The sequence below is a fragment of the Gallaecimonas xiamenensis 3-C-1 genome (assembly GCF_000299915.1).
Classification (GTDB): Bacteria; Pseudomonadota; Gammaproteobacteria; order Enterobacterales; family Gallaecimonadaceae; genus Gallaecimonas; species Gallaecimonas xiamenensis.
On the sequence record NZ_AMRI01000016.1, the window covers coordinates 72927 to 92993 of the forward strand.

At 61.5% G+C, this 20067-nt stretch carries 19 protein-coding genes and 1 other RNA gene; 12 read left to right on the top strand and 8 right to left on the bottom strand.

Annotated elements, in window-relative coordinates:
* Nucleotides 1–123 precede the first annotated feature (123 nt).
* Nucleotides 124–1680 (top strand): glutamate--cysteine ligase, encoded by a 1557-nt coding sequence (gene gshA, locus B3C1_RS12160; RefSeq protein WP_008485140.1) that lies wholly within the window; start codon nt 124–126, stop codon nt 1678–1680.
* A gap of 28 nt (nt 1681–1708) precedes the next feature.
* On the opposite strand, the gene B3C1_RS12165 is transcribed toward gshA, so the two are convergent.
* Entirely contained in the window at nt 1709–2842 is a 1134-nt protein-coding gene (locus B3C1_RS12165) for an aminotransferase class I/II-fold pyridoxal phosphate-dependent enzyme (protein ID WP_008485141.1), read from the bottom strand.
* A 322-nt stretch (nt 2843–3164) separates the two neighbouring features.
* Here B3C1_RS12165 and B3C1_RS12170 point away from each other — a divergent pair, with 322 nt between their 5' ends.
* On the top strand, nt 3165–3764 hold the full coding sequence (locus tag B3C1_RS12170; RefSeq protein ID WP_035482031.1) for a transglycosylase SLT domain-containing protein: 600 nt from the start codon (nt 3165–3167) through the stop codon (nt 3762–3764).
* A 26-nt stretch (nt 3765–3790) separates the two neighbouring features.
* Here the strand turns inward: B3C1_RS12170 and B3C1_RS12175 are convergent, their stop codons facing one another.
* Nucleotides 3791–5059 carry an HlyC/CorC family transporter gene (locus B3C1_RS12175; protein WP_008485143.1) on the bottom strand — a complete coding sequence of 423 codons (1269 nt, stop codon included), beginning with the start codon at nt 5057–5059 and terminating at the stop codon, nt 3791–3793.
* A gap of 60 nt (nt 5060–5119) precedes the next feature.
* Nucleotides 5120–5920: a cytochrome C assembly family protein gene (locus B3C1_RS12180; protein WP_008485144.1), complete on the bottom strand. Its 801-nt coding sequence runs from the start codon at nt 5918–5920 to the stop codon at nt 5120–5122.
* Between the two features lie 133 nt (nt 5921–6053).
* On the opposite strand from B3C1_RS12180, the gene ffh reads away from it, so the two are divergent.
* The 5 genes from ffh to rplS all read left to right on the top strand — a co-directional run bounded on the left by ffh (nt 6054) and on the right by rplS (nt 9496).
* Nucleotides 6054–7418: a signal recognition particle protein gene (ffh, locus tag B3C1_RS12185; RefSeq protein ID WP_008485145.1), complete on the top strand. Its 1365-nt coding sequence runs from the start codon at nt 6054–6056 to the stop codon at nt 7416–7418.
* Between the two features lie 155 nt (nt 7419–7573).
* Complete coding sequence (gene rpsP, locus B3C1_RS12190) at nt 7574–7816, top strand: 30S ribosomal protein S16 (protein ID WP_008485147.1); 243 nt, start codon at nt 7574–7576, stop codon at nt 7814–7816.
* Between the two features lie 33 nt (nt 7817–7849).
* Complete coding sequence (gene rimM, locus B3C1_RS12195; RefSeq protein WP_008485148.1) at nt 7850–8368, top strand: ribosome maturation factor RimM; 519 nt, start codon at nt 7850–7852, stop codon at nt 8366–8368.
* A complete protein-coding gene (gene trmD, locus B3C1_RS12200; RefSeq protein ID WP_008485149.1) occupies nt 8368–9114 on the top strand; it encodes a tRNA (guanosine(37)-N1)-methyltransferase TrmD in 747 nt (248 codons plus the stop codon). Before rimM ends, trmD begins: the two co-directional genes overlap by 1 nt.
* Nucleotides 9115–9142: 28 nt before the next feature.
* Nucleotides 9143–9496, top strand: coding sequence for a 50S ribosomal protein L19 (gene rplS / locus B3C1_RS12205; RefSeq protein WP_008485150.1), 354 nt, complete (start codon nt 9143–9145; stop codon nt 9494–9496).
* A 49-nt stretch (nt 9497–9545) separates the two neighbouring features.
* On the opposite strand, the gene B3C1_RS12210 is transcribed toward rplS, so the two are convergent.
* The 3 genes from B3C1_RS12210 to B3C1_RS12220 all read right to left on the bottom strand — a co-directional run bounded on the left by B3C1_RS12210 (nt 9546) and on the right by B3C1_RS12220 (nt 13818).
* A complete protein-coding gene (locus B3C1_RS12210; protein WP_008485151.1) occupies nt 9546–9911 on the bottom strand; it encodes a DUF1428 domain-containing protein in 366 nt (121 codons plus the stop codon).
* An 80-nt stretch (nt 9912–9991) separates the two neighbouring features.
* Nucleotides 9992–11545 (bottom strand): VRR-NUC domain-containing protein, encoded by a 1554-nt coding sequence (locus B3C1_RS12215; RefSeq protein WP_008485152.1) that lies wholly within the window; start codon nt 11543–11545, stop codon nt 9992–9994.
* Nucleotides 11521–13818: a penicillin acylase family protein gene (locus B3C1_RS12220; protein ID WP_008485153.1), complete on the bottom strand. Its 2298-nt coding sequence runs from the start codon at nt 13816–13818 to the stop codon at nt 11521–11523. Before B3C1_RS12220 ends, B3C1_RS12215 begins: the two co-directional genes overlap by 25 nt.
* A 124-nt stretch (nt 13819–13942) precedes the next feature.
* Here B3C1_RS12220 and B3C1_RS12225 point away from each other — a divergent pair, with 124 nt between their 5' ends.
* On the top strand, nt 13943–15649 hold the full coding sequence (locus B3C1_RS12225) for a GGDEF domain-containing phosphodiesterase (protein WP_008485154.1): 1707 nt from the start codon (nt 13943–13945) through the stop codon (nt 15647–15649).
* Between the two features lie 2 nt (nt 15650–15651).
* Here B3C1_RS12225 and hpf read toward each other — a convergent pair whose 3' ends face one another.
* On the bottom strand, nt 15652–15993 hold the full coding sequence (gene hpf / locus B3C1_RS12230; RefSeq protein ID WP_008485156.1) for a ribosome hibernation-promoting factor, HPF/YfiA family: 342 nt from the start codon (nt 15991–15993) through the stop codon (nt 15652–15654).
* A gap of 198 nt (nt 15994–16191) precedes the next feature.
* On the opposite strand from hpf, the gene B3C1_RS12235 reads away from it, so the two are divergent.
* From B3C1_RS12235 to B3C1_RS12245, 3 genes are read left to right on the top strand one after another with little or no spacing between them, the layout of a single operon-like run.
* Nucleotides 16192–17319, top strand: a complete 1128-nt coding sequence (locus B3C1_RS12235; protein WP_008485157.1) for an ATP-binding protein — start codon at nt 16192–16194, stop codon at nt 17317–17319.
* Nucleotides 17316–17858: a response regulator transcription factor gene (locus B3C1_RS12240; protein WP_008485158.1), complete on the top strand. Its 543-nt coding sequence runs from the start codon at nt 17316–17318 to the stop codon at nt 17856–17858. The genes B3C1_RS12235 and B3C1_RS12240 overlap by 4 nt, the downstream gene beginning before the upstream one ends.
* 17 nt (nt 17859–17875) lie before the next feature.
* Nucleotides 17876–18514 (top strand): cytochrome b/b6 domain-containing protein, encoded by a 639-nt coding sequence (locus B3C1_RS12245; protein WP_008485159.1) that lies wholly within the window; start codon nt 17876–17878, stop codon nt 18512–18514.
* A gap of 11 nt (nt 18515–18525) precedes the next feature.
* Here B3C1_RS12245 and B3C1_RS12250 read toward each other — a convergent pair whose 3' ends face one another.
* Nucleotides 18526–18966, bottom strand: a complete 441-nt coding sequence (locus B3C1_RS12250) for a c-type cytochrome (protein WP_008485160.1) — start codon at nt 18964–18966, stop codon at nt 18526–18528.
* A 134-nt stretch (nt 18967–19100) separates the two neighbouring features.
* Between B3C1_RS12250 and ssrA the strand changes: the two genes are divergently transcribed.
* Nucleotides 19101–19461, top strand: a transfer-messenger RNA (tmRNA) gene (ssrA, locus tag B3C1_RS19830).
* The last annotated feature ends 606 nt before the right edge of the window (nt 19462–20067 follow it).

The window sequence follows — 20067 nt, forward strand, 5'->3', positions numbered from 1 at the left end:
TTGCATCCGGGGCCAGAGTACCATTACGCTTAGCGCCATTGGTAATGGCATGCCGGGGTTTGCCAGGGCGTCATCTTGTCGTCTAGATTGGACTCAACCTCGGCTTAAATGGGAAGGTTTTCTTTGCTGAACCAGCTGCAACGCCGCCTCGATGCTTTGGCGGCCCAAGACGCATTGTCCCTGCTGTTCAACCCCAGAAGGGGTGTAGAAAGGGAAACGCTGCGGATTGCTCCTGAAGGCCGTATGGCCCTGTCAGGCCACCCCAAGGCCCTGGGTTCAACCCTGACCCACGAGTTCATCACCACCGACTTTGCCGAAAACCTGCTGGAGTTCATCACCCCGGTCAGTGACTCGGTGGAGCAGTTGATGGCGTCTTTGTCCGACATCCACGTTTTCACCCAGGCCCATCTGGGTGACGAGGTGCTGTGGCCTTTGTCCATGCCCTGTTATGTGGAAGACCAGAACAGCATTCCCCTGGCCGATTACGGTAGTTCCAACATTGGCCGCATGAAAAGGGTCTATCGGGAAGGCCTGAAGAACCGTTATGGCGCCATGATGCAGCTGATCGCCGGGGTGCATTACAACTTCTCCTTGCCCGACGCCTTCTGGCAGCACTGGTCCGAAGGGGATCAGTCCAGCGCCTACATGGGGCTGCTGCGCAATTACCGGCGCCTGGTATGGGTGCTGCCCTACCTGTTCGGGGCCTCTCCGTCCCTGTGCGGCTCCTTCCTGGGGGGCAGGGGCCACCACCTGCCCTTTGAAAAGCGCGGCAAGGGCACCTTATTCCTGCCTTATGCCACCTCCCTGCGCCTGTCGGACCTGGGCTATACCAGTTCCGCCCAGGCCGGGCTGCGCATCGACCACAACAGCATCGACGGCTATATCCGCGATCTGCGCCAGGTCATCGCCACCCCCAGCGAAGAGTTTGCCAAGATCGGTGTCAAGGTTGACGGCCAATACCGCCAGCTCAACGCCAACCTGCTGCAGATTGAAAACGAACTCTATGCCCCCATCCGTCCCAAGCGGGTGACCGAGCGGGGGGAAAAGCCCACCGAGGCCCTGGAAAGGGGCGGCGTCCAATACGTGGAAGTGCGGGCACTGGACGTGGACCCCTTCAGCCCCCTGGGGGTGGACGAGGACACGGTGCGTTTTATGGATATCTTCCTGCTGTCCTGCCTGCTGCTGGACGCGCCGGTGCTGGACAACACCCAGTGGAGCGAAAACCTGGCCAACTACCAGGCCACGGTACTGGAAGGACGCAAGCCCGGCTTGATGCTCCAACGCCAGGGCCAGCCTTTGGCCATGGCCGACTGGTTTGCCGAATTGCTGCCGGTCTGGCAACGCCTTGCCGACGGTCTGGACGCGGAACAGGGCGGCGACGCCTATCGCCAAAGCCTGGCGGTGCAGGAGAACAAGATGCAGGACTCCAGCCTGACCCCCTCGGCCCGGCTGCTGGCTGCAATGGACGATAGGGACAACGGCCAACTGGGCCTGGCCCTGGCTCAACAGCACAGACAAGCCCTGCTGGCCGCCTCCTATCGCAGGTGGAGCCCGGCTTTCTTCGAGCAGGAGACCCAACGTTCCCTGGCGGCGCAGGAGGCCTTGGAGGCCGAGGACAGCCAGCCGTTTGACGATTTCTTGGGCCAGTACTTCCAGGACTTGCCCCAAGACGTAGCTTGATGAAGACCCCGGCCTAAGCCGGGGTTTTTTATGGAGCCAAGGCCTGGGCCAGGTCGGCCTTGAGATCGTCGATGTCCTCCAGGCCCACCGACAGGCGCACCAGGCTGTCACTGATGCCTAGGCGTTGGCGGGTGGCGGCGGGCAAGGCGCCGTGGCTCATGCGGGCCGGCAGGTTGATAAGGCTTTCAACGGCGCCCAGGCTGTCGGCCAGGGCAAAGTAGTGGCAACCCCTGGCCAAGGCCAGGGCCCGCTCGGCGCTGTCCAATTCCAGGCTGATAATGCCGCCAAAACCGCCGCATTGTCGCTGGTGTGCCGCCTTGGCCTCCGGCGCGGCAAGGCCGGGATAATAGAGCCGGCGCACCGCCTGCTGAGCTGCCAGCCAGGGGGCCAGCTGCCGGGCATTGTCTTCGATGCCCTCCATCCGTACTCCCAGGGTCTTGATACCCCTTTGCAGCAAGAAACAGTCCTGGGGTCCAAGAACGGCTCCGGTACTGGCCTGGATGCGAAAAAGCCGCCGCCCCAACTCGGCCGAGCGGCTCACCGCCAGGCCGGCCAACAGATCGGAATGGCCTCCCAGGTACTTGGTGGCGCTGTGCACCACCAGATCGGCCCCCAAGGCCAGGGGGTTTTGCCAATAGGGGGTGGCGAAGGTGTTATCCACCACCAGCAGCAGGCCGTGCTGTTGGGCCAGGCTGGCCATGGCACTGAGATCGGTGATGCTGAGCAGGGGGTTGGCCGGGGTTTCCACATAGAGCATGCGGCTGTCGGGGGTGATGGCGGCGGCCACTTCCTGGGGTTGGCTGCTGTCTACATAACAGGCCTTTAGGCCGAAAGGGGCCATCACCTGTTCCATCAACCTGTAGGTGCCGCCGTACAAGTCCTGGGTCAGCAAGACCTGATCGCCGGGGCGCAGCAACATCATCACCGCCGTGATGGCGGCCATACCGGAGGCAAAGGCAAAGCCGCGCTCGCCCTCTTCCAACAGGGCTATCTGGTCCTCCAGCGCCTGGCGGCTGGGGTTGGCGCCCCGGCTGTATTGATAGGGGCCCGGGTGGTCAGGGGCCTGGCGAAAGGTGCTGCTTTGGTAGATGGGGGTAGCCATGGCGCCAAAGTGGCGATCGCCCTGATGGGCGCCGTGGATAAGGGCGGTTTTTTTGCGCATGCGGGCCTCCTAGGCTTCATCCTAGTCCAGCCTGAGTCGGTTTAAACAAGGAGAATGGCCTGGTGCCGGGGCAAAAAAAGAGGGAGGCACTGGGCCTCCCTTGCAGGGAACATGAAAAAGGGCTGTTTGCTTTCCAGTTATCTAGACCTGGGCCTGGCGTTAAAGTTCAACGAAGGATAAAAAAAGGGGAGGCCATCTTGGCCTCCCATCCAGGGATGTGACATGAAAAGTTTTGCTGCTTGCAGGAGATTAGAGGCACCGGCCTTGTGAAAGTTCGGCGGCTCTGGCACTTTTTTGGCAAATCCGACGGAAGATGTTGTTAATGATGCGATTTATTTTACTGTTGCCGCTGCTCTGGTTGGCAGGTTGTGCGACGGCGCCACCGAAGGATCCTAACAACCTGTGCGCCATCTTCAGGGAGAAGGACGACTGGTACGATGCCGCCATGGATGTGCAAGAGCGCTGGGGGGTTCCGCCCCATGTGACCTTTGCCATGCTCTACCAGGAGTCGAGCTTCCGCCATGATGCGTTGCCGCCAAGGGACTACTTGCTGGGTTTTATTCCCTGGGGCCGGGTGTCCAGCGCCTACGGCTACGCCCAGGCCAAGGACGACACCTGGGACGACTACATCCGCGACAGCGGTAACTGGGGGGCCGATCGGGACGACTTTGACGACGCCCTGGACTTCATGGGCTGGTATATCTCCAAGACCCAAAAGCTCAACGGCGTGTCCAAGTGGGACGCCTACGGCCAGTATCTCAACTATCACGAAGGCTGGGGCGGCTATAGGCGCAAGTCCTACGAGGCTAAACCCTGGCTCAAGCAGGTGGCGCGCAAGGTGGACAACAGGGCCAAGACCTTTTCCAAGCAGTATTGGGGCTGCAAGGACGATTTGAAGAAAGGCTTCTGGGACTGGTTCTAACAAAAAGGCCGCTTTCGCGGCCTTTTTTAATCTCGTTTCAGCTGCGGCTGGATCCGCGCTGTCTTCACCATGTTGTCCTTCACATCCATGATCTCCAGGGGGTAGCCCGCCAGGCGGATGGAGATATTGGCTTCGGGGATCTCTTCGAGGTGCTCGAGGATCAGGCCGTTGAGGGTCTTGGGGCCGTCGGTGGGGAAATCCCAGCCCATTTCCTTGTTCAGCTCACGCAGGGAGATGGAGCCTTCCACCAGGTAGGAGCCGTCCGGCTGGGGCACTATCTCTTCGTGGGGGGCCGGCGCCATGTCGGTGGTAAAGTCGCCGACGATCTCCTCGAGGATATCCTCCAGGGTCACCAGGCCCTGGATATCGCCGTATTCGTCCACCACCAGGCCGATACGTTCCTTGTTGCGCTGAAATTTTAAGAGCTGCACGTTAAGGGGGGTGCCTTCGGGAATGAAGTAGATCTCCCGCACCGCCCGCAGCAGGGCCGACTTGGTGAATTGGTTTTTGGACAACAGGCGCAGGGCGTCCCTGGCGTGTACGAAGCCGACGGCGTCGTCGATATTGTCCCTGTAGAGCAGCAGCCGGGTGTGCTGGGCATGGGTCAGCTGTTTGACGATGCTGTTCCAGTCGTCGTTGATGTCGATGCCCCTGATGTCGGCGCGGGGGGTCATCACGTCTTCCACCTGTACCTTTTCCAGATCCAGGATGGACACCAGCATGTCTTTGTGGCGCCTTGGGATCATGGCGCCGGCTTCGGCCACCACGGTGCGCAGCTCTTCACTGGACAGGGCATCGCCGCTGCCGTCGCTGGGCTTGATGCGCAGCAGCGCCAGCAAGCCGTTGGAAATGGCGTTAACAAACCAGACCACGGGGTAGAAGGCGGTCAGCAGCACCTTGAGCACGATAGACGCGGGAAAGGCGATTTTCTCCGGGTACAGGGCGGCCATGGTCTTGGGGGTGACTTCGGCAAAAAGCAGCATCACCAGGGTCAGCACCACAGGAGCCAGGGCCACGCCCAGGTCACCCAACAGATGCAGAGCCAGGATGGAGGCCACGGTAGCGGCGGCGTTGTTGACGAGGTTGTTGCCGATGAGGATCAGGCCGATCAGGCGGTCGGGGCGGTCGAGCAGGTCACTGGCCCGCTGGGCGCTTTTATGCCCTTCCTTGGTGAGATGTCGCAACCGGTAGCGGTTGAGGGACATCATGGCGGTCTCTGAGCTGGAGAAAAAAGCCGAGAGAATGATGAGTACCACGAGCGCAATCAGCAAGGTACTCGTCGATATGTCGTCCAAAAGGGGTGTCCTTTAAAAATACAGGAACACCCATTTTACTACGCGAAGGGGGGGCTGTGATCAAGACCGCAATAGGACTTCTTGCACAAATCGGCTGCCAAAGTAGGCCAAGGTGAGCAGAAAGGCCCCGGCCAGGCTGGCCCAGACCGCGCCCCGGCCACGCCAACCATGACGGTAATGAGCATAGAGGGTCAGGGCGTACACCAGCCAGGCCAACAGTGAAAACACCGTCTTATGGGCTTGGGCCTTGGCGAACATGGCCCCGAGGAACACAAAACCCGAGGCCAGGGCCAGGCTCAGTACCACCAGGCCCACCAGCATCAGTTGGAACAACTGGCGCTCCACCGTCATCAGCGGCGGCAGGAAGGCGGGCAGGGCAGACAGGCGGCGCAGCTTGAGCTGGCGGTTGATAAAGGCCAGCTCCAGGGCATAGAGGGCGGCGATCACCATCACGGCGTAGGCGATAAGGCTCAGGGTAATGTGCACCACCACCTGGGGTTCGGCCTGCAGATGCAGCATCCATTTGACCGGAGCCAGCCAGGCCGCCACCACCACCAGGGCGGCAAAGCCATGAACTATGGGCATTAGCTGTAGCACCGGCAGGCGCACGGCGGCGGTGGTCATGAACATCACCACCACCCAACTGGACATGGAGGCCACGTTGACCACCCCGAGGTTTTCCCCGTCCCCTGTGGTGACCAGCACCATCAGGCTGGCCAGGTGAGCACCGGCGGCGGCAAAACCCAGCGACACCGTCTGCAACCTGTTGGGGCCGGCGTGTGCAAAGAGGCGGCTGGCCGCCAGTATGGCGGACAGGGCGTAGAGCACTGTGGCGAACAACGAAAAGATGGAGGTGAACATGGTCCCTGATTTGCTTCCTTATATAGTGGCCCCATTCTACGGTCAGCCTTTCGTAAAAGTGAATAGCGGTCTTTCGGACTGGCCCCGTCTTTGGGGTATACTGGCCCACAAGTGATTTTTTGGATAAAGACCGATGTTTGAGAATCTTTCCGACAGGCTGACACGCACCCTGAAGACCATCAGTGGCCGTGGCCGCCTGACCGAAGACAACATCAAGGATACCCTGCGCGAAGTGCGTATGGCGCTCCTTGAGGCAGACGTCGCCCTGCCGGTGGTCCGTGATTTCGTGGCCAAGGTCAAGGAAAGGGCGCTGGGGGTAGAGGTCAGCAAGTCCCTGACCCCGGGCCAGGTCTTTATCAAAATCGTCCGTGACGAACTTGAAGCGGCCATGGGTGAGGCCAACGAAGCCCTCAACCTGGCGGCCCAGCCGCCGGCCGTGGTGCTGATGGCCGGCCTGCAAGGTGCCGGTAAAACCACTTCTGTTGCCAAGCTGGCCCGTTTCCTCAAAGAGCGCCACAAGAAAAAGGTGCTGGTGGTCAGTGCCGACGTCTACCGCCCGGCGGCCATCAAGCAGCTGGAAACCCTGGCCGGGGAAGTGGGGGTCAGTTTCCACCCCTCCGATGCTTCCCAGGATCCGGTCAGCATCGCCAAGGGCGCCATAGAAGCCGCCAAGAAAGGCTTCTATGACGTACTGCTGCTGGACACCGCCGGCCGCCTCCACGTCGACAGCGACATGATGGGCGAAATTCAGCGCCTGCACAGCGCCGTCAACCCGGTGGAAACCCTGTTCGTGGTGGACGCCATGACCGGCCAGGACGCCGCCAATACCGCCAAGGCTTTCCACGAGGCCCTGCCGCTGACCGGCGTTATCCTCACCAAGGTGGACGGTGATGCCCGTGGCGGTGCCGCCTTGTCCATCCGTGCCATTACCGGCAAGCCCATCAAGTTCTTGGGTATGGGTGAGAAGACCGACGCCCTCGAGCCCTTCCACCCCGACCGGGTCGCCTCGCGCATCCTCGGCATGGGGGACGTGTTGTCCCTTATCGAGGAAGTAGAGCGCACCGTCGACAAGGAAAAGGCCACCAAGCTGGCCGAGAAGTTCAAGAAGGGCAAAGGCTTCGACCTGGAAGATTTTCGCGAACAGCTCGAACAGATGAACAACATGGGCGGCATGATGGGCATGCTCACCAAGCTGCCCGGCATGGGCCAGATCTCCGAGCAGATCAAAGGCCAGATGGACGGCAAGATGACCAAGCGCCTGGGTGCCATCATCAGTTCCATGACTCCCCAGGAGCGCCGCCAGCCCAACGTCATCAAAGGTTCGCGCAAGCGCCGTATCGCTGCAGGTGCCGGTGTCGAAGTGCATGAAGTGAACAAGCTTTTGAAGCAGTTCGACCAGATGCAAAAGATGATGAAGAAGATGTCCGGCAAGGGCGGCATGGCCAAAATGATGCGCTCCATGAAGGGCATGATGCCCCCCGGCATGCCTAAATTCTGATAGCCCTTCCCCAAGGCGGCTCAGGCCGCCTTTTTGTTTCTGCCTCCCGCCCTGCGCCTTTTCTTGCAATAAAGTGCAATCTGAGTAAAATTGCCGGGCTTTACAGCATGGGCCCCCTGGGCCCGCCATTCACTTGTATCAACCAAGAGGACGGTATGGTTACCATTCGTTTGGCACGTGGCGGCGCTAAAAAGCGTCCGTTCTATCAAGTTGTCGTTGCTGACAGCCGTTACTCCCGCGACGGGCGTTTCATCGAGCGCGTTGGCTTCTTCAACCCTATCGCCCGTGGCCAGGAAGAGAAACTGCGCCTGGACGTGGACCGCATCAACCACTGGGTTTCCCAGGGTGCGTCCATGACCGATCGCGTCGCTCAGCTGGTCAAGAGCAACAAGGCTTAATCGCCATCGTTTTTCGGTAGTAAAGGGCTTTTCATGGAAAAGATCACTGTTGGCAAGCTCGGCGCCCCATACGGCATCCGTGGTTGGGTCAAGGTGCATTCCTTTACTGATGATCCGGAAGGCATTTTCTCCTACCAACCCTGGCTCTTGGGCCGCGACGGGCAATGGCAGGAGAAAGGCATCGTCAAATGGCGACGCCACAACAAGGGCCTTGTAGTGCTCTTGGACCAAGTTACCGATCGCAACGGCGCGGAGCTCTTGAACGGCATGGACATCGCAGTCTCTGCCGACAAGCTGCCCGAGCTTGCTGAGGGCGACTTCTACTGGCGCGACCTGGAAGGTCTCCGGGTGGTGAACCTCGACGGCTACGATATGGGCCAAGTGGATCACCTGATGGAAACCGGCTCCAACGACGTGCTGGTGGTCAAGGCCAACAGCCGAGACAGTTTTGGTCAACGTGAACGATTGATCCCCTTCGTCATGGATCAGTTCATTAAAAAGGTGGACACCGTTAATGGTGTCATCGAAGTGGACTGGGATCCCAGCTTCTGATGAAGCTGGCGGTTGTCACCCTGTTCCCCGACATGTTCCAGGCATTGACCGAGCATGGCGTCATGGGGCGGGCCATAGACAAGGGTTTATTGCGGCTTGAGTGCGTGAATCCCCGTGATTTCACCACCGACAAGCATCGCACCGTGGACGACAGGCCTTATGGCGGTGGTCCCGGCATGCTGATGAAGGTCGAGCCGCTACAAGACGCCATTGCTGCAGCCAAGGCCGCAGCAGGTGCGCAGGCTAAGGTGGTCTATCTTTCCCCCCAGGGGCGAAAGCTGGATCAACAAGGCGTCCGGGCCCTGGCCGAGGCACAAGCCTTGGTACTGGTGTGTGGCCGCTATGAAGGCATAGACGAGCGGGTTATCCAATCGCAGGTGGACGAAGAATGGTCCATCGGCGATTACGTCCTCTCGGGTGGGGAACTCCCCGCCATGGTACTGATTGACGCTGTCGCCCGGCTGGTGCCGGGGGTACTGGGTCATGACCAGTCTGCCGAGGAAGACTCCTTCGCGACGGGGCTGCTAGACTGTCCCCATTACACGCGGCCGGAGATCCTGGGTGAGGCGGCGGTACCGGCCGTGCTTTTGAGCGGTGACCACGAAGCCATCCGCCGCTGGCGCTTAAAAGCGTCACTGGGGCGGACCTGGCTGAGGCGACCGGATCTGCTGGACAACCTAGCTCTGACTGACGAGCAGGAAAACCTTCTTGCTGAATTTATCCGCGAACAAGCGGATCACAGTTAAGTCTCAGTTACACCTAGGGAATTAAATTATGAGCAACATCATCAAGCAACTTGAAGACGAGCAGCTGAAACAAGACGTCCCCGCCTTTGCGCCGGGTGACACTGTTGTTGTTTCCGTCCGTGTTAAAGAAGGCGATAAAGAGCGTCTGCAGGCCTTTGAAGGCGTGGTTATCGCTAAGCGTAACCGTGGTCTGCACTCCGCTTTCACCGTTCGTAAAATCTCCAACGGCGAAGGCGTTGAGCGCGTATTCCAGACCCACAGCCCCCTGATCGCCAAGATCGAGGTCAAGCGTCGTGGTGACGTACGTCGTGCCAAGCTGTACTACCTGCGCAGCCGTACCGGTAAGGCCGCACGTATCCGCGAGAAGCTGACCAGCAAGTAATGGTCGCTGTATAAAGCAAATAAAAGCCCCGCCATCTGGCGGGGCTTTTTTATTGGCCCAATTGCACCGCCACCTCGAAGCCGCCCCAGAACATACGCTTGCCGTCAAAAGGAGGGGCGGACGGGTCCATCATCTGCGCCAGTCTGGGATCTGCCATAACCTTGGCATTGATGCTGTCCCTGGCCTGGCGGGATGCAAAGGTGATCCAGGCAAAAATCACCAGCTCCCCCTCCTGGCGCTTGATGGCCTGGGGGAAGGATGTCAGCTCACCGTCCTTGACGTCCTCTTCCACCGCTTCCACGTAGCTCAGGGCCCCGTGTTCCATCCATACAGCACCCGCCTGGCGTGCCAGGGCCAGATATTGGTCCAACTTGCCCTTGGGTACCGGCACTACAAAACCGTCAACATATGCCATGACTCTTCTCCTGATAGAGAACCTGGGTTCCTTGGTTAGTCGACTGGCTCAGACCTTGTTCGACATGGCTGGCGAAAAAGTCAGTGTCTTTTCAGGTGTAGCACTTCGGCGGGGCAGCTAAGGCGCGACAGGGCCCTTAACCAGCGTTTTTGCCCCGGTTGCAGCCGGTCACCCGGACCCTTGACCTCCACCAGCTTGTACTGGCCGCCGTCCAAAACCAACAGATCCGGAAAGCCGCTGCGGTGGTGGCGAAGGTCTTTTAGCAAAAAGCCAAACCAGGCCGCCAGCTGTTCCCCGGGGATGTGGCTGGCAAGGGCCAGGTGTGCTTGGGTCCAGAAGGGCCAGTGCACCAGATAATTGGCCAGGCCCTTCTTGGCGGCCAGGGTGGCCTGGGCCCGGGGCAGCCAGCCTTGGGCCACTTCGGCCAGCCGCGCGGCGATGGCCTCTTGGCGCCTTGCCACAAAGTCGGGGCCAAAAAGATCCGCCGGCCCCCGCTGGAAGGGGTGGAAAAAGGCCCCCGGCACCGGCGCAAAGATAATGTCCCAAAACAGCAGGCCAAAGAGGCCGGTGAGCAGCTGGTTTTCGCTGTGCATTCCGGCTTCGAAATAGCCAAGGGCCTTTTGCTCGACGCTGTCTTGGCCCTGGGGCAGGGCCAGGGTGCGCTCGGCAATGCTGCCAAGGGGCGCCAAAGGCCAGGGCTGGCCCAATTTGCGGGCCAGGCGCTGGCCGAAGCCTTCGATAAAGTCCTGCTCGCTGGCGTCCTGGGGCTGGGCCAGTAGCGGCTGCAAGGCCAACCAGGCGGCGTGATCCCCCTCGGTATTGGCCAGTAGCCGCACCGCCCTTTCCCGGGCCGGGGGCAGGGTCAGGCGCTGGTACCAGCCAAGGGCCTGGGCGCTCTCTCCCATCCTTTCCAGGCGCCGGGCCAGGGCTAAGGTCAGGCGTTGCCAGCGAAGATCCTTACCCTCTGGCCACTGGGCGCCCAAGGACAGCAGCTCGTGGTCCTCACTCTTATCCAGGGTCTTGGCCAGTTCGCTCAGGTGGTAATGGCGTTCCAGATGAGCCCTGTCCCGGTAGAAGCGGATCTTGGGGTCCAGGGAGTAGGTCTCGTAGCGGACATGAGCCAGGGTGGTGGTAACGAACTCGCTGAGATCCTGATAGGCATTGCCAAAATAGAGCAGCAGGCAGCGGCGAAAAAAGCCCTCGTGCTCACTTTGCCAGAGCCGAAAGAGCAGCGGCGGCATGGGCAGTGCCTGGGCGGCGGCCAGCAGGTCCGGGCGCGCCAAGCGTTCATTCAAGGCAAAGAACCGAGCCAGGTCGGCCTTGGTCAGCAGCGCCAGGTGCTGGTGACTTGGGGTGGCCTCCTTGATAAAACCGGCCCCGGCCAGGCTGGTCAGGGCCAGGCCCAGGTCCAGTTCCGGATAGCGCAGTTTGTCTTCTCGAAAGCACTGGCCGCTTCGCCCCAAAAAGCGCACGTAAAGGGCGCGGCCGTCTTCGGGCAAGGCGGCAAAGCCGGCCAGCAGTTGCTGTTCGCCGGCAGTAAAAAGGTCGCCGTAGCGACCTTGTACCTGGGCCAGCAGCCCTTCGAAGTGACCCAGGTAGTAAGTGCCGGTCAGGGCGTCAGGGTCAGCTGCCATCGGCTTTCCTGGGGCATCAGCGGCTGGGGCTGGCCGTCTTGCCAAGCCTGGTGGCCCTTGAGGTAATAGGGGCTTAAGGGGTGGCCGCTCTGGCCGCCCGGTACCACCAGTATGCCCCTGTCTTCCTGGCCTGGGGTGACCACCAGCCGCTCCGAGGCGCCGAAGGCGGGGCCCGTTACATGCACCGCGAAGCCGTCACCGGACTGGGGCACCACAGGGGCGTCCAGGTAGCGGCCCAGCCAGCCGGGCAGGGCGCTGGACAGAGGATGGCGAATGGCGCTTTGGTGGCGACTGCCCCAGGTGGGCCAGCCGGCTTCGGCGGTTTTGGCTACCTGGCGGGCGGTCTGCTCGGTAAGCAGGGCTTCCCAGCTGTCGTAGTTGGCGGGCAGCATGGCCTGGGGTTTTTCGGTGATCATCTGGCGCAGGGGATATTCCCACTGGTTGTCGATGCTGCGGGTATTAAAGCCGGGCAGGGACTGCTGCAATTCCAGGAAGGGGGCGAACAGTATGGCGAGCATGGACTGGCGATAGTCGCGGATCAGCCCAAAGGCCTGGGAGCCGGCCGAGGCGGTGCCGTCCCAGGCTTCCACCAGGCGCCGGGCTTTGACGAAGTCCGGGGAGGGGGGCATCTGGGCCAGTTCGTTGCTCAGCAGCTTGGCCCAGAAGTCGTAAATGGGCACCTTGTTGTCGTATTGCAGGGCGAAGAAGCCTTTCTCGTCCCAGAGGTTCTGGCTGCGAAGGGCGTCTCGGATGCGGCCGGCCCGTTCGCCAAGGGCATAACCGCCGTCACCGATACGGCTTAGCTCGGCGCCCCCCAGCATCCGCTGGTTGGCACTCCAGATCCGCCCACCGGGGGGATTGATCCTCACCGGGTAGGCGCTGGGGGGCAGGCGGTCTTGCCAGGCGAGGCCCGGCTGGCTCATGTCCACCGGCGCCATGCCTTCGTAGCCTTGGCGCTGGGGAATGGGTCCGGCCAGGGTCCAGCCCAGGTTACCCCGGGTGTCAACCACCACCAGGTTCTGGGTGGGGATCCCCAGTGAGGGGGCAAGGGCGGTGGCACAGGCCACGTCGGGGCAATGGACCATCTGCATCAGCTTGAGGTTGACCCCGCCCTTACGGTGGGCCTCCCAAAGCTGGGCATAGGGGCGGCCGTCGGGCAGCTCGCCCATGATCGGGCCCCACTGGGTGTCGTTGACCACCAGGGTTTGGCTCTTGCCGCTGGCACTCAGTACCGTCTCGTTGTAACGCACCAGGGGTTTGGGGCCCTCCTGGGTCTGGTAGCTGTAGACGTCCACTGGCTTGACGGCCACCAGGTCGGAAAAGTCCCCATAAGAATTGGTAAAGCCCCAGGCGATATGGCCGTTGGAACCCACCACCAGGGCCGGAGCCCCGGGCAGGGTAAGCCCCACTTGCAGCTGGTCACCTACTTTGGCGGCCATGCGGTACCAGATATTGGGCAGGCGCAGCCCCAGGTGCATGTCGGAAGCCAGCAGGCCGGCGCCGTCATTGGTAAAGCGCCCGGCTACGGCCCAGGCGTTGGAGCCGGGGGCCTCTTCTGCTGCGGGCTGGGCGGCCAACTGGCCGTCGAGTGCCGGCAGGGGGTCATTGGGGATCTCGGCGGCCTGGGGGAAGGTGCTGTCCAAGGCCGCGTCCAGACGGCCGCCGAAAGGGAAATAGAAGCGGCGCTGCTCGGGGCTCAGGCGTTTGTCCAGGGCCGCCAGGCTCCATTCACGCTGGCCGGCGTCCCCTTGCAGGTCCAGATACATGGCGTAGATCACCAAGAGGCTGTCTTCGGCGTGCCAAGGCTTGGGCTTTTGCCGCAGCAGCCAATACTCGAAGGGCCGGGCAAAGAGATCGTTAAGGCCCAGGTTGACGCCGGCGCTGTAGGCCGCCAATACGGCCCTTTCCTGGGGGCTTAGCGCAGCCAGTTCGGCCTCGGCCCTTGCCCTGAAACGATGGCGGCGAATATCCAGGTCGTGGTCCAGTCCCTTGTCGCCGATAAGGGCCGCCACTTCCCCGGCGGCAACCCGGCGCAGCAGGTCCATCTGGAAGAACCGTTCCTGGCCGTGCAGGTAGCCAAGGGTCCTGGCGAGATCCAAGTCGTTCTGAGCCAGGATCAGGGGCACCCCCCGCTGGTCACGGCTGACCGACACTTGATGGTTGAGCCCGGCCACTTTGACCTGCCCTTCCAGGGTTGGCGTGTTGAGGTACAGCACTACCAGAGGGGAGAGGGCCAGGGCCGTTAAAAAGAGTGCGCCGATCCGCCATTTCACGATATTTTCCTTGCCGTTTCAGGCCAGTTCATCAGAATACTGTGGTCAACGATACAAACAAGGCCGGGGTTTTGGCCAGCATCTTGATAACAGCAGCATAAAGACTGCAATAAGGGAGAGACAGATGATGTCGCAGCAGGCGTTAAGCTTCTGCGCCTTGGGCCTGTGTTTGGTGTTTTTCGTTCTCTGGCTGGCCGGGCTATGGCGAAACCGGACCCTGCAACGGCAGAACGACCGCCTGGCGGCCCGCGCCAAGGTGCGCGACGAACTGGCACAGCAGGCCCGTAGCGGCTGGCTCTGCCTCACCCCCGAGCTGGACATCCATTGGGCCAGCCCTTCCCTGGCCGTACTGTTCGACAAGGTGGCGTCAGCCAAAGGCAGCCACCTCTCCGTATTGGACGCCCCCTGGCCCTTGGCCGCCTTGCGGGGCTGGCGTGACGGCAAGAGCCCCTATTTCCAACAGCAGATCCCCGGCTTTGCGCTGCACGGTTACCGCCGTGACGGCCAGCTTTGGCTGCACATCGCCTGCCAGCAAGGGACCCAGCGCCAGGTTCGCCAGCTGCGCCAGCAGTTGCAAAAAGACGGCCTGACCGGCCTGCTCAACCGTCAGGGCTTTATCCTCAAATTGGTGGCGGACGGCTTTAACGACGGTGCCTTGGCCCAGTTGAACCTGCAACGCTTTCGCATGCTCAACGACACCCTGGGCCTGGATGCCGGTGACGAACTGCTCAGGAACCTGGGGGAACTGGTGCAAGGAGCACTGCACCACGGCGAATTTGCCGCCCGCCCCGACGGCGACACCTTCTGGATCCGTTTTGCAGAAGGCAGCAACTGGGAGCAGCGCCTGGAAGCGCTGCTTAAGGTATTGCAAGGCACCATCAGCCAAGTCTGCCAGGACGGCTTCCCGCTGGGGCTCAAGGCCGGGGTCTGCCTGGCCGAAGCCGGCCTTGACACCTGGGAGTCCATCCGCCGCGCCGATCTGGCCTGCCATCTGCCGTCCGATCTGCCTTGGGTGCGTTTTAGCGCCGAGCATCCGCTGCTGGTGGAGCGCCACCAGGCCTCAAAGTTGGCCAAGACGGTCAGCCAGGCCATCCAGGACGGCAACTTCCTATTGTTCTACCAACCCCTGCAACCCCTTAAACCCCAGCACGGGCCCTTGCGGGCAGAGGTACTGGTGCGGATGCTGGGCGAGCAGGGCGAGATGCTGAGCCCGGGCCGCTTCCTGGCGGCCACCGAACATTTCCAGCTCACCTCCCGCCTGGACCGCTGGGTGATCAAAGCGGTGATCGACTGGCTGGGGCGCCACCCCCAACTGCACGACCAACTGGTGCTGGCGGTGAACCTCAGCGGCCAGAGCCTGTCGGACAGCCGCTTTGCCCTGACCATTCGCCACTGGCTGCGCTCGGCCGGGGTGCCGGCCAAGACCTTGTGTATCGAGATCACCGAATCGGTGGCCATCGATAACCTCAAGGAGGCGCGCCGCTTTATGGCTGCCTTGCAAGAAGAAGGGGTGCGCTTTGCCCTGGATGACTTCGGCAGCGGCTTTTCGTCCTTCCGCTACCTGCAGGTGTTGCCGGTGGACTACGTGAAGATAGACGGCAGCCTTATTCAAGACCTGCTGCGTAGCCGCCGGGACAGGGCCATAGTGCGGGGCATTGCGTCTGTGTGCAGAGGATTGTCGTTGCCAGTGGTGGCGGAGTTTGTGGATAAGCCAGAACTGCTGGCGTATGTCAGGCGGTTGGGGCTGGACTATGCACAGGGCAACCTTATCGGTCGCCCTTCTCGCTTGGACTTGCTGCCCCTGGAGTGGCAGGAGCAGCAGGAGGCTTGAGCCTAGGCCGCGTCGCTGGCCGGGATCAGGGCTTGGGCCCTGGTGGTGCGGGCACTGCGGTGGGCGTTGGGCTTGTGTAGATAAGTTTTAAGCTGGCGCTGCAGTTTCTGGGTCAGGGCGCCAAGGGCGGCGTAGCCGTCCATGTCCCTGGCTTTGGCCACCAAGTCGCCATTGGGCAGCCCTATGGTGGCTTCCATCACCACGGCCATGCCGTCACGGTCGATGATCAGTTTGGGGTTGATAAAGGGGACGTCGAAGCGTTCCAATTTGCCCAGTTGCTTGTGGATCTGGGCCTCGAGAGCGGCGGTGACTGGCTGGGTCCGGCTGGTGATATCGATGCGCATAAAAGACCTCCTAAGTCATCTCTGTCATTGCCTTCGACTTCCACGCTACGCTTTTTGCCCGCCGCTGTCATGTGATCAAGATCAACTTTTTTCCGGATTTTGACGGTCCCATGACAAAGCGTGAATCCCCTGGCAAATCTTGCCGAAAGGGGCTTGTTACCGCCCTTTAGCGGGGGCATAGTTGAGAGGATTTATACCGTGTTAGCCGCCAACGACATCCAATCCCTACGCCTTATTCTCTGGTCGGCGGCCCTGGCCATGCTGCTTTGGCTGGGGGTGGCGGGGCTGCCTTATCCCCTTTGGTGGCTGGTGGCCCTGTGGGGCCTGCAAGGGGCCTGGTTGGCCCTGTCCAGGACCATGACCAAGGCCTGGCCCCTGGTGGTGGACATGGCCCTGCTTACCCTGCTGTTTGCCGGTTCCGGCGGCCACACCAACCCCTTTGTCAGCCTCTATCTGCTGCCCGTGGTTATTGCCCTTTTGGCCAAGGCCGAGCGCCAGGCCCTGTGGGTAGCCCTGGCCGCCGCCCTGGGTTACAGCACCCTGATGCTGTTGCCGGAAGACCAGGGCTGGCACCGCGCCGGCCATTACTGGGGCATGTGGGCCAACACCCTGCTGACCCTGGTGGTGTTGCTGCTTTTTGCCGGCAACCTTAACCGGCTGCTGCGCCGCCAGGGCCAAGCCATCAGCCAACTGCGCGAACAGCAGCTGCGGGCAGAGCAGGTGATGGCCGTTGCCGCCCAGGCTGCTTTGGCCGCCCACCAGTTGGCCACCCCCTTGTCGGTGGCGCGCCTTACCGCCGACGAACTTGCCGAAGAAAGCCCCGACCCGCGCCTGGCCGATCTGCAACGTGCCCTGGGGCGCTGCGCCTTGCAGCTGCAAAAGGTGCGGGAAGCGGCAGAGCCGGCCCCGGCCGCCCCCAAATCCCTGGCCGCCTTGCTGGAAGACTTGGCCGAGCGTTTTCGGCTGCTGCGCCCAGGTACCCAGCTGCAACTGCCAGCGGCCCAAGCTGGCCAGGTGCAGAGCGACGCCACCCTGGTGCCGGCCATCCTCAACCTCTTGGACAATGCCGCCCACCAGGGGGAGGCCATCAAGCTGAGGCTGCTGCAAGAGCCGGAGCATTGGTTGCTGCAAATCGGTGACGGTGGCCCGGGCCTGGCCCCGGAACTAGCCAAGGCCCTTGGCCAACCGCTGCCGTCCGACCGCCACCCCGGCCCCGGCCTTGGGTTGTTCCTGGCCCATGTCAGCCTGGAGCGGCTGGGGGGCTTTTTACGGATCAAGGGCGATGAGCGCCAAAGCTGGGTGGAAGTGGGGCTGAAAAAAGCATGAAACTGCTGCTGCTGGAAGACGACTTGCCCCTGGCGCAAACCCTTAGCCGGGTTTTGGGCCGCAAGGGCTTTGAGGTACGCCACCTGGCCACCAGCGAGCAGCTGCTGGCCGAGGCCGAAGGCTTTGCCCCCACTGTGGTGCTGCTGGACCTGAAGCTGGAGCAGGGCACCAGCCTGCCGCTGATAGCGCCCCTTAGGCAAATCCTGCCCCAGGCCCGGATCCTGGTGATTACCGGCTACGCCGCCATTAGCTCGGCGGTAGCGGCCATCAAGGCCGGCGCCGACGACTACCTGCCCAAACCTCTGGAGATGGCCTCGCTGCTGGCGGCCATCGCTGGCCAGGGCAGCGCAGAACTGGCCCCGTCGCCGCTGCCCCCGGCCCGGCTGGAATGGGAGCACCTGCACAAGGTGCTGGCCGACCACCAGGGCAATGTGTCGGCCACCGCCAGGGCTCTTGGCATGCACAGGCGCACCCTGCAGCGCAAGCTGGCCAAACACCCGGTGTCTTGCGACCCGCAGGCCCCTGAGGCAGACTCCTAGACAATCAAGGAGGCATCATGGTCAAGGTCTGGGACGGGTTTATCCGGGCGTTTCACTGGTCGCAGCTGCTGCTCTTAGCCGGCTGCTGGTGGACGGCGGAAGAAGGGGAAATGGTCTGGCACCAATGGTTGGCCATGACCCTGCTGGCCTTGTGGGGGGCACGGCTCTATTGGGGGCTGTTTGGCTCTGAAAGTGCCAGATTCGCCAGTTTCCTGAAAAAGCCCGGCGAGGTATGGGCCTTTGCCAAGGCCCTGGTGAAGGGCCAAAGCAGCCCCAAGGCCGGCCATAACCCCCTGGGGGGCTGGATGGTCGCCCTGATGCTGCTTTGCATCGGCTTGCAGATGGCCACCGGCCTTTTTGCCAGCGACGAGATCTTCACCGAAGGCCCGCTCTACAGCTGGGTCAGCAGCGATACCGCCGATCTTCTTACCCGGCTGCACCACCTCAACTTCAACCTGCTGCTGGGCCTTATTGCCCTGCACCTGCTGGCCCTGGTGGTACATAGCCTCAAGGGCGAGCGCCTGGTGCCGGCCATGGTCACCGGCCGCAACAAGACATTGGCCCAGGGGCCGGCCCTTAAAGCCAGTTGGCCGGCTTGGCTGGTGTTCGCCCTGCTGTGGGGCCTGTTGTACTGGGGCTGGGGCAGCGGTCTCTAGCCCCGGCTGCCTTAGCGGTTTTTAAAGTCGCTGTGGCAGGCCTTGCAGTTCTTGGCCGCCTTCATAAAGGCCGGCTTGATGCTGCCAAGGTCACCGCTTTGGGCGCTCTTGGCCAGGTCGGCCGCGTCAGACTGGAACTTGGCCAGGCGCTTTTTAAACTCGTCGGTGTTTTCCCAAACCGCCGCTTTGGCCTTGGTGTCGCCCTGGTCGGCGCCCGGATAGAGAAAACCTTCCAGGGGCATCTTCGACAGGGCCGCCAGGCTGTCGGCCCGGTATTGGAAGGCGGCGGCGTCAAAGGCCTTGTCGCCCTTGACCATGGCGCCCATTTCGCCAAAGTGGGTGGCCACCAGGCTGAACACCGACTGGCGATAGGCGATGGCCTCGTCCTTGTCGTCAAAGGCCTGGGCAAAGGGAACGACGGCCACCAGGGCCGCCAGGGCAAGCTTTTTCATTCTTCCTCCTTGGCTGACATTGCCGGTCAAGTTCTAACCTACTCAAGGCCTTACGGCAAGCAAGCTAACCAAGTTCAGGGTCAATAGCCCTTGGTTCAGGGCAGGGCGCTCTGGTATACTGAGTGCAACACATTGGGGCCGATCAGGATTCGACGGGGATCGCGAAACCCAAGGTGCATGCCGAGGTGCGGTTGGCCTCGTAAAAAAACCGCAAACAAATAGTCGCAAACGACGAAAACTACGCACTCGCTGCCTAATAAGCAGTAGAGAGCCTTTCCCCCTTAGCCCGCCTATCGGCTTTGGATCCGGAAAGTCACCCTAGATAGGATCGCGTGGAGGCTTCGCCTGGAGCCAAGACGTTAAAACCAATCAGGCTCGCTACCTGAAAGCCTGTCGTTCGGCGTTCTACGTAGTTAACTAAAAGAACTGACTAAGCATGTAGTACCGAGGATGTAGGGTTCACGGACGGGGGTTCAAATCCCCCCGGCTCCACCAAACAAAGAAAAAGGCCACCGCAAGGTGGCCTTTTTCTTTGTTTGAAGGTGCTGGCGGTGTGAATGGACCCCATTGGGTTCACAAAATGGCAGGATAGCCATTTTGGAGCGCCACAGGCGACCCCGAAGGGGCGAGGGCCAAGGATGGCCCGAGTCAAATCCCCCCAGCTCGGCCTCCGCAAGGAGGCCTGTTTGTTCGCTGTCGTCTGGAGGGGGGATTCTTCACCCCCGTAGGGGGTTCACCAGTTTGTCTGGAACAAACTGGAACAGCCAAAGGCTGGTCCCCAGCGCAGCGAGCGGGTGAGGGGCAAGGACGCGGCGAATAAATCCCCCCGGCTCGGCCACAGCGAGGTGGTCACAGCAGTGAGGTACAGGACTGTGGCACAAGGCAAAAGAGCCTGATATCCCTGTGCCGCATTAACCTCTTCAATCTAGTCCTGCTGGCCACCTCAAGGCCGTGATGAAACGGTCTGGTTCAACACCGCTTTAGGGGTAATCGGTAGCTAAGGCTTCCTGATAAGACTGACTTTCAGCTGTGCCTTATTCCGTCTTGAATCTCTTTGGCATCGTAACGTAGTCTGTCAGATATCGATTAAAAACAGCGCAA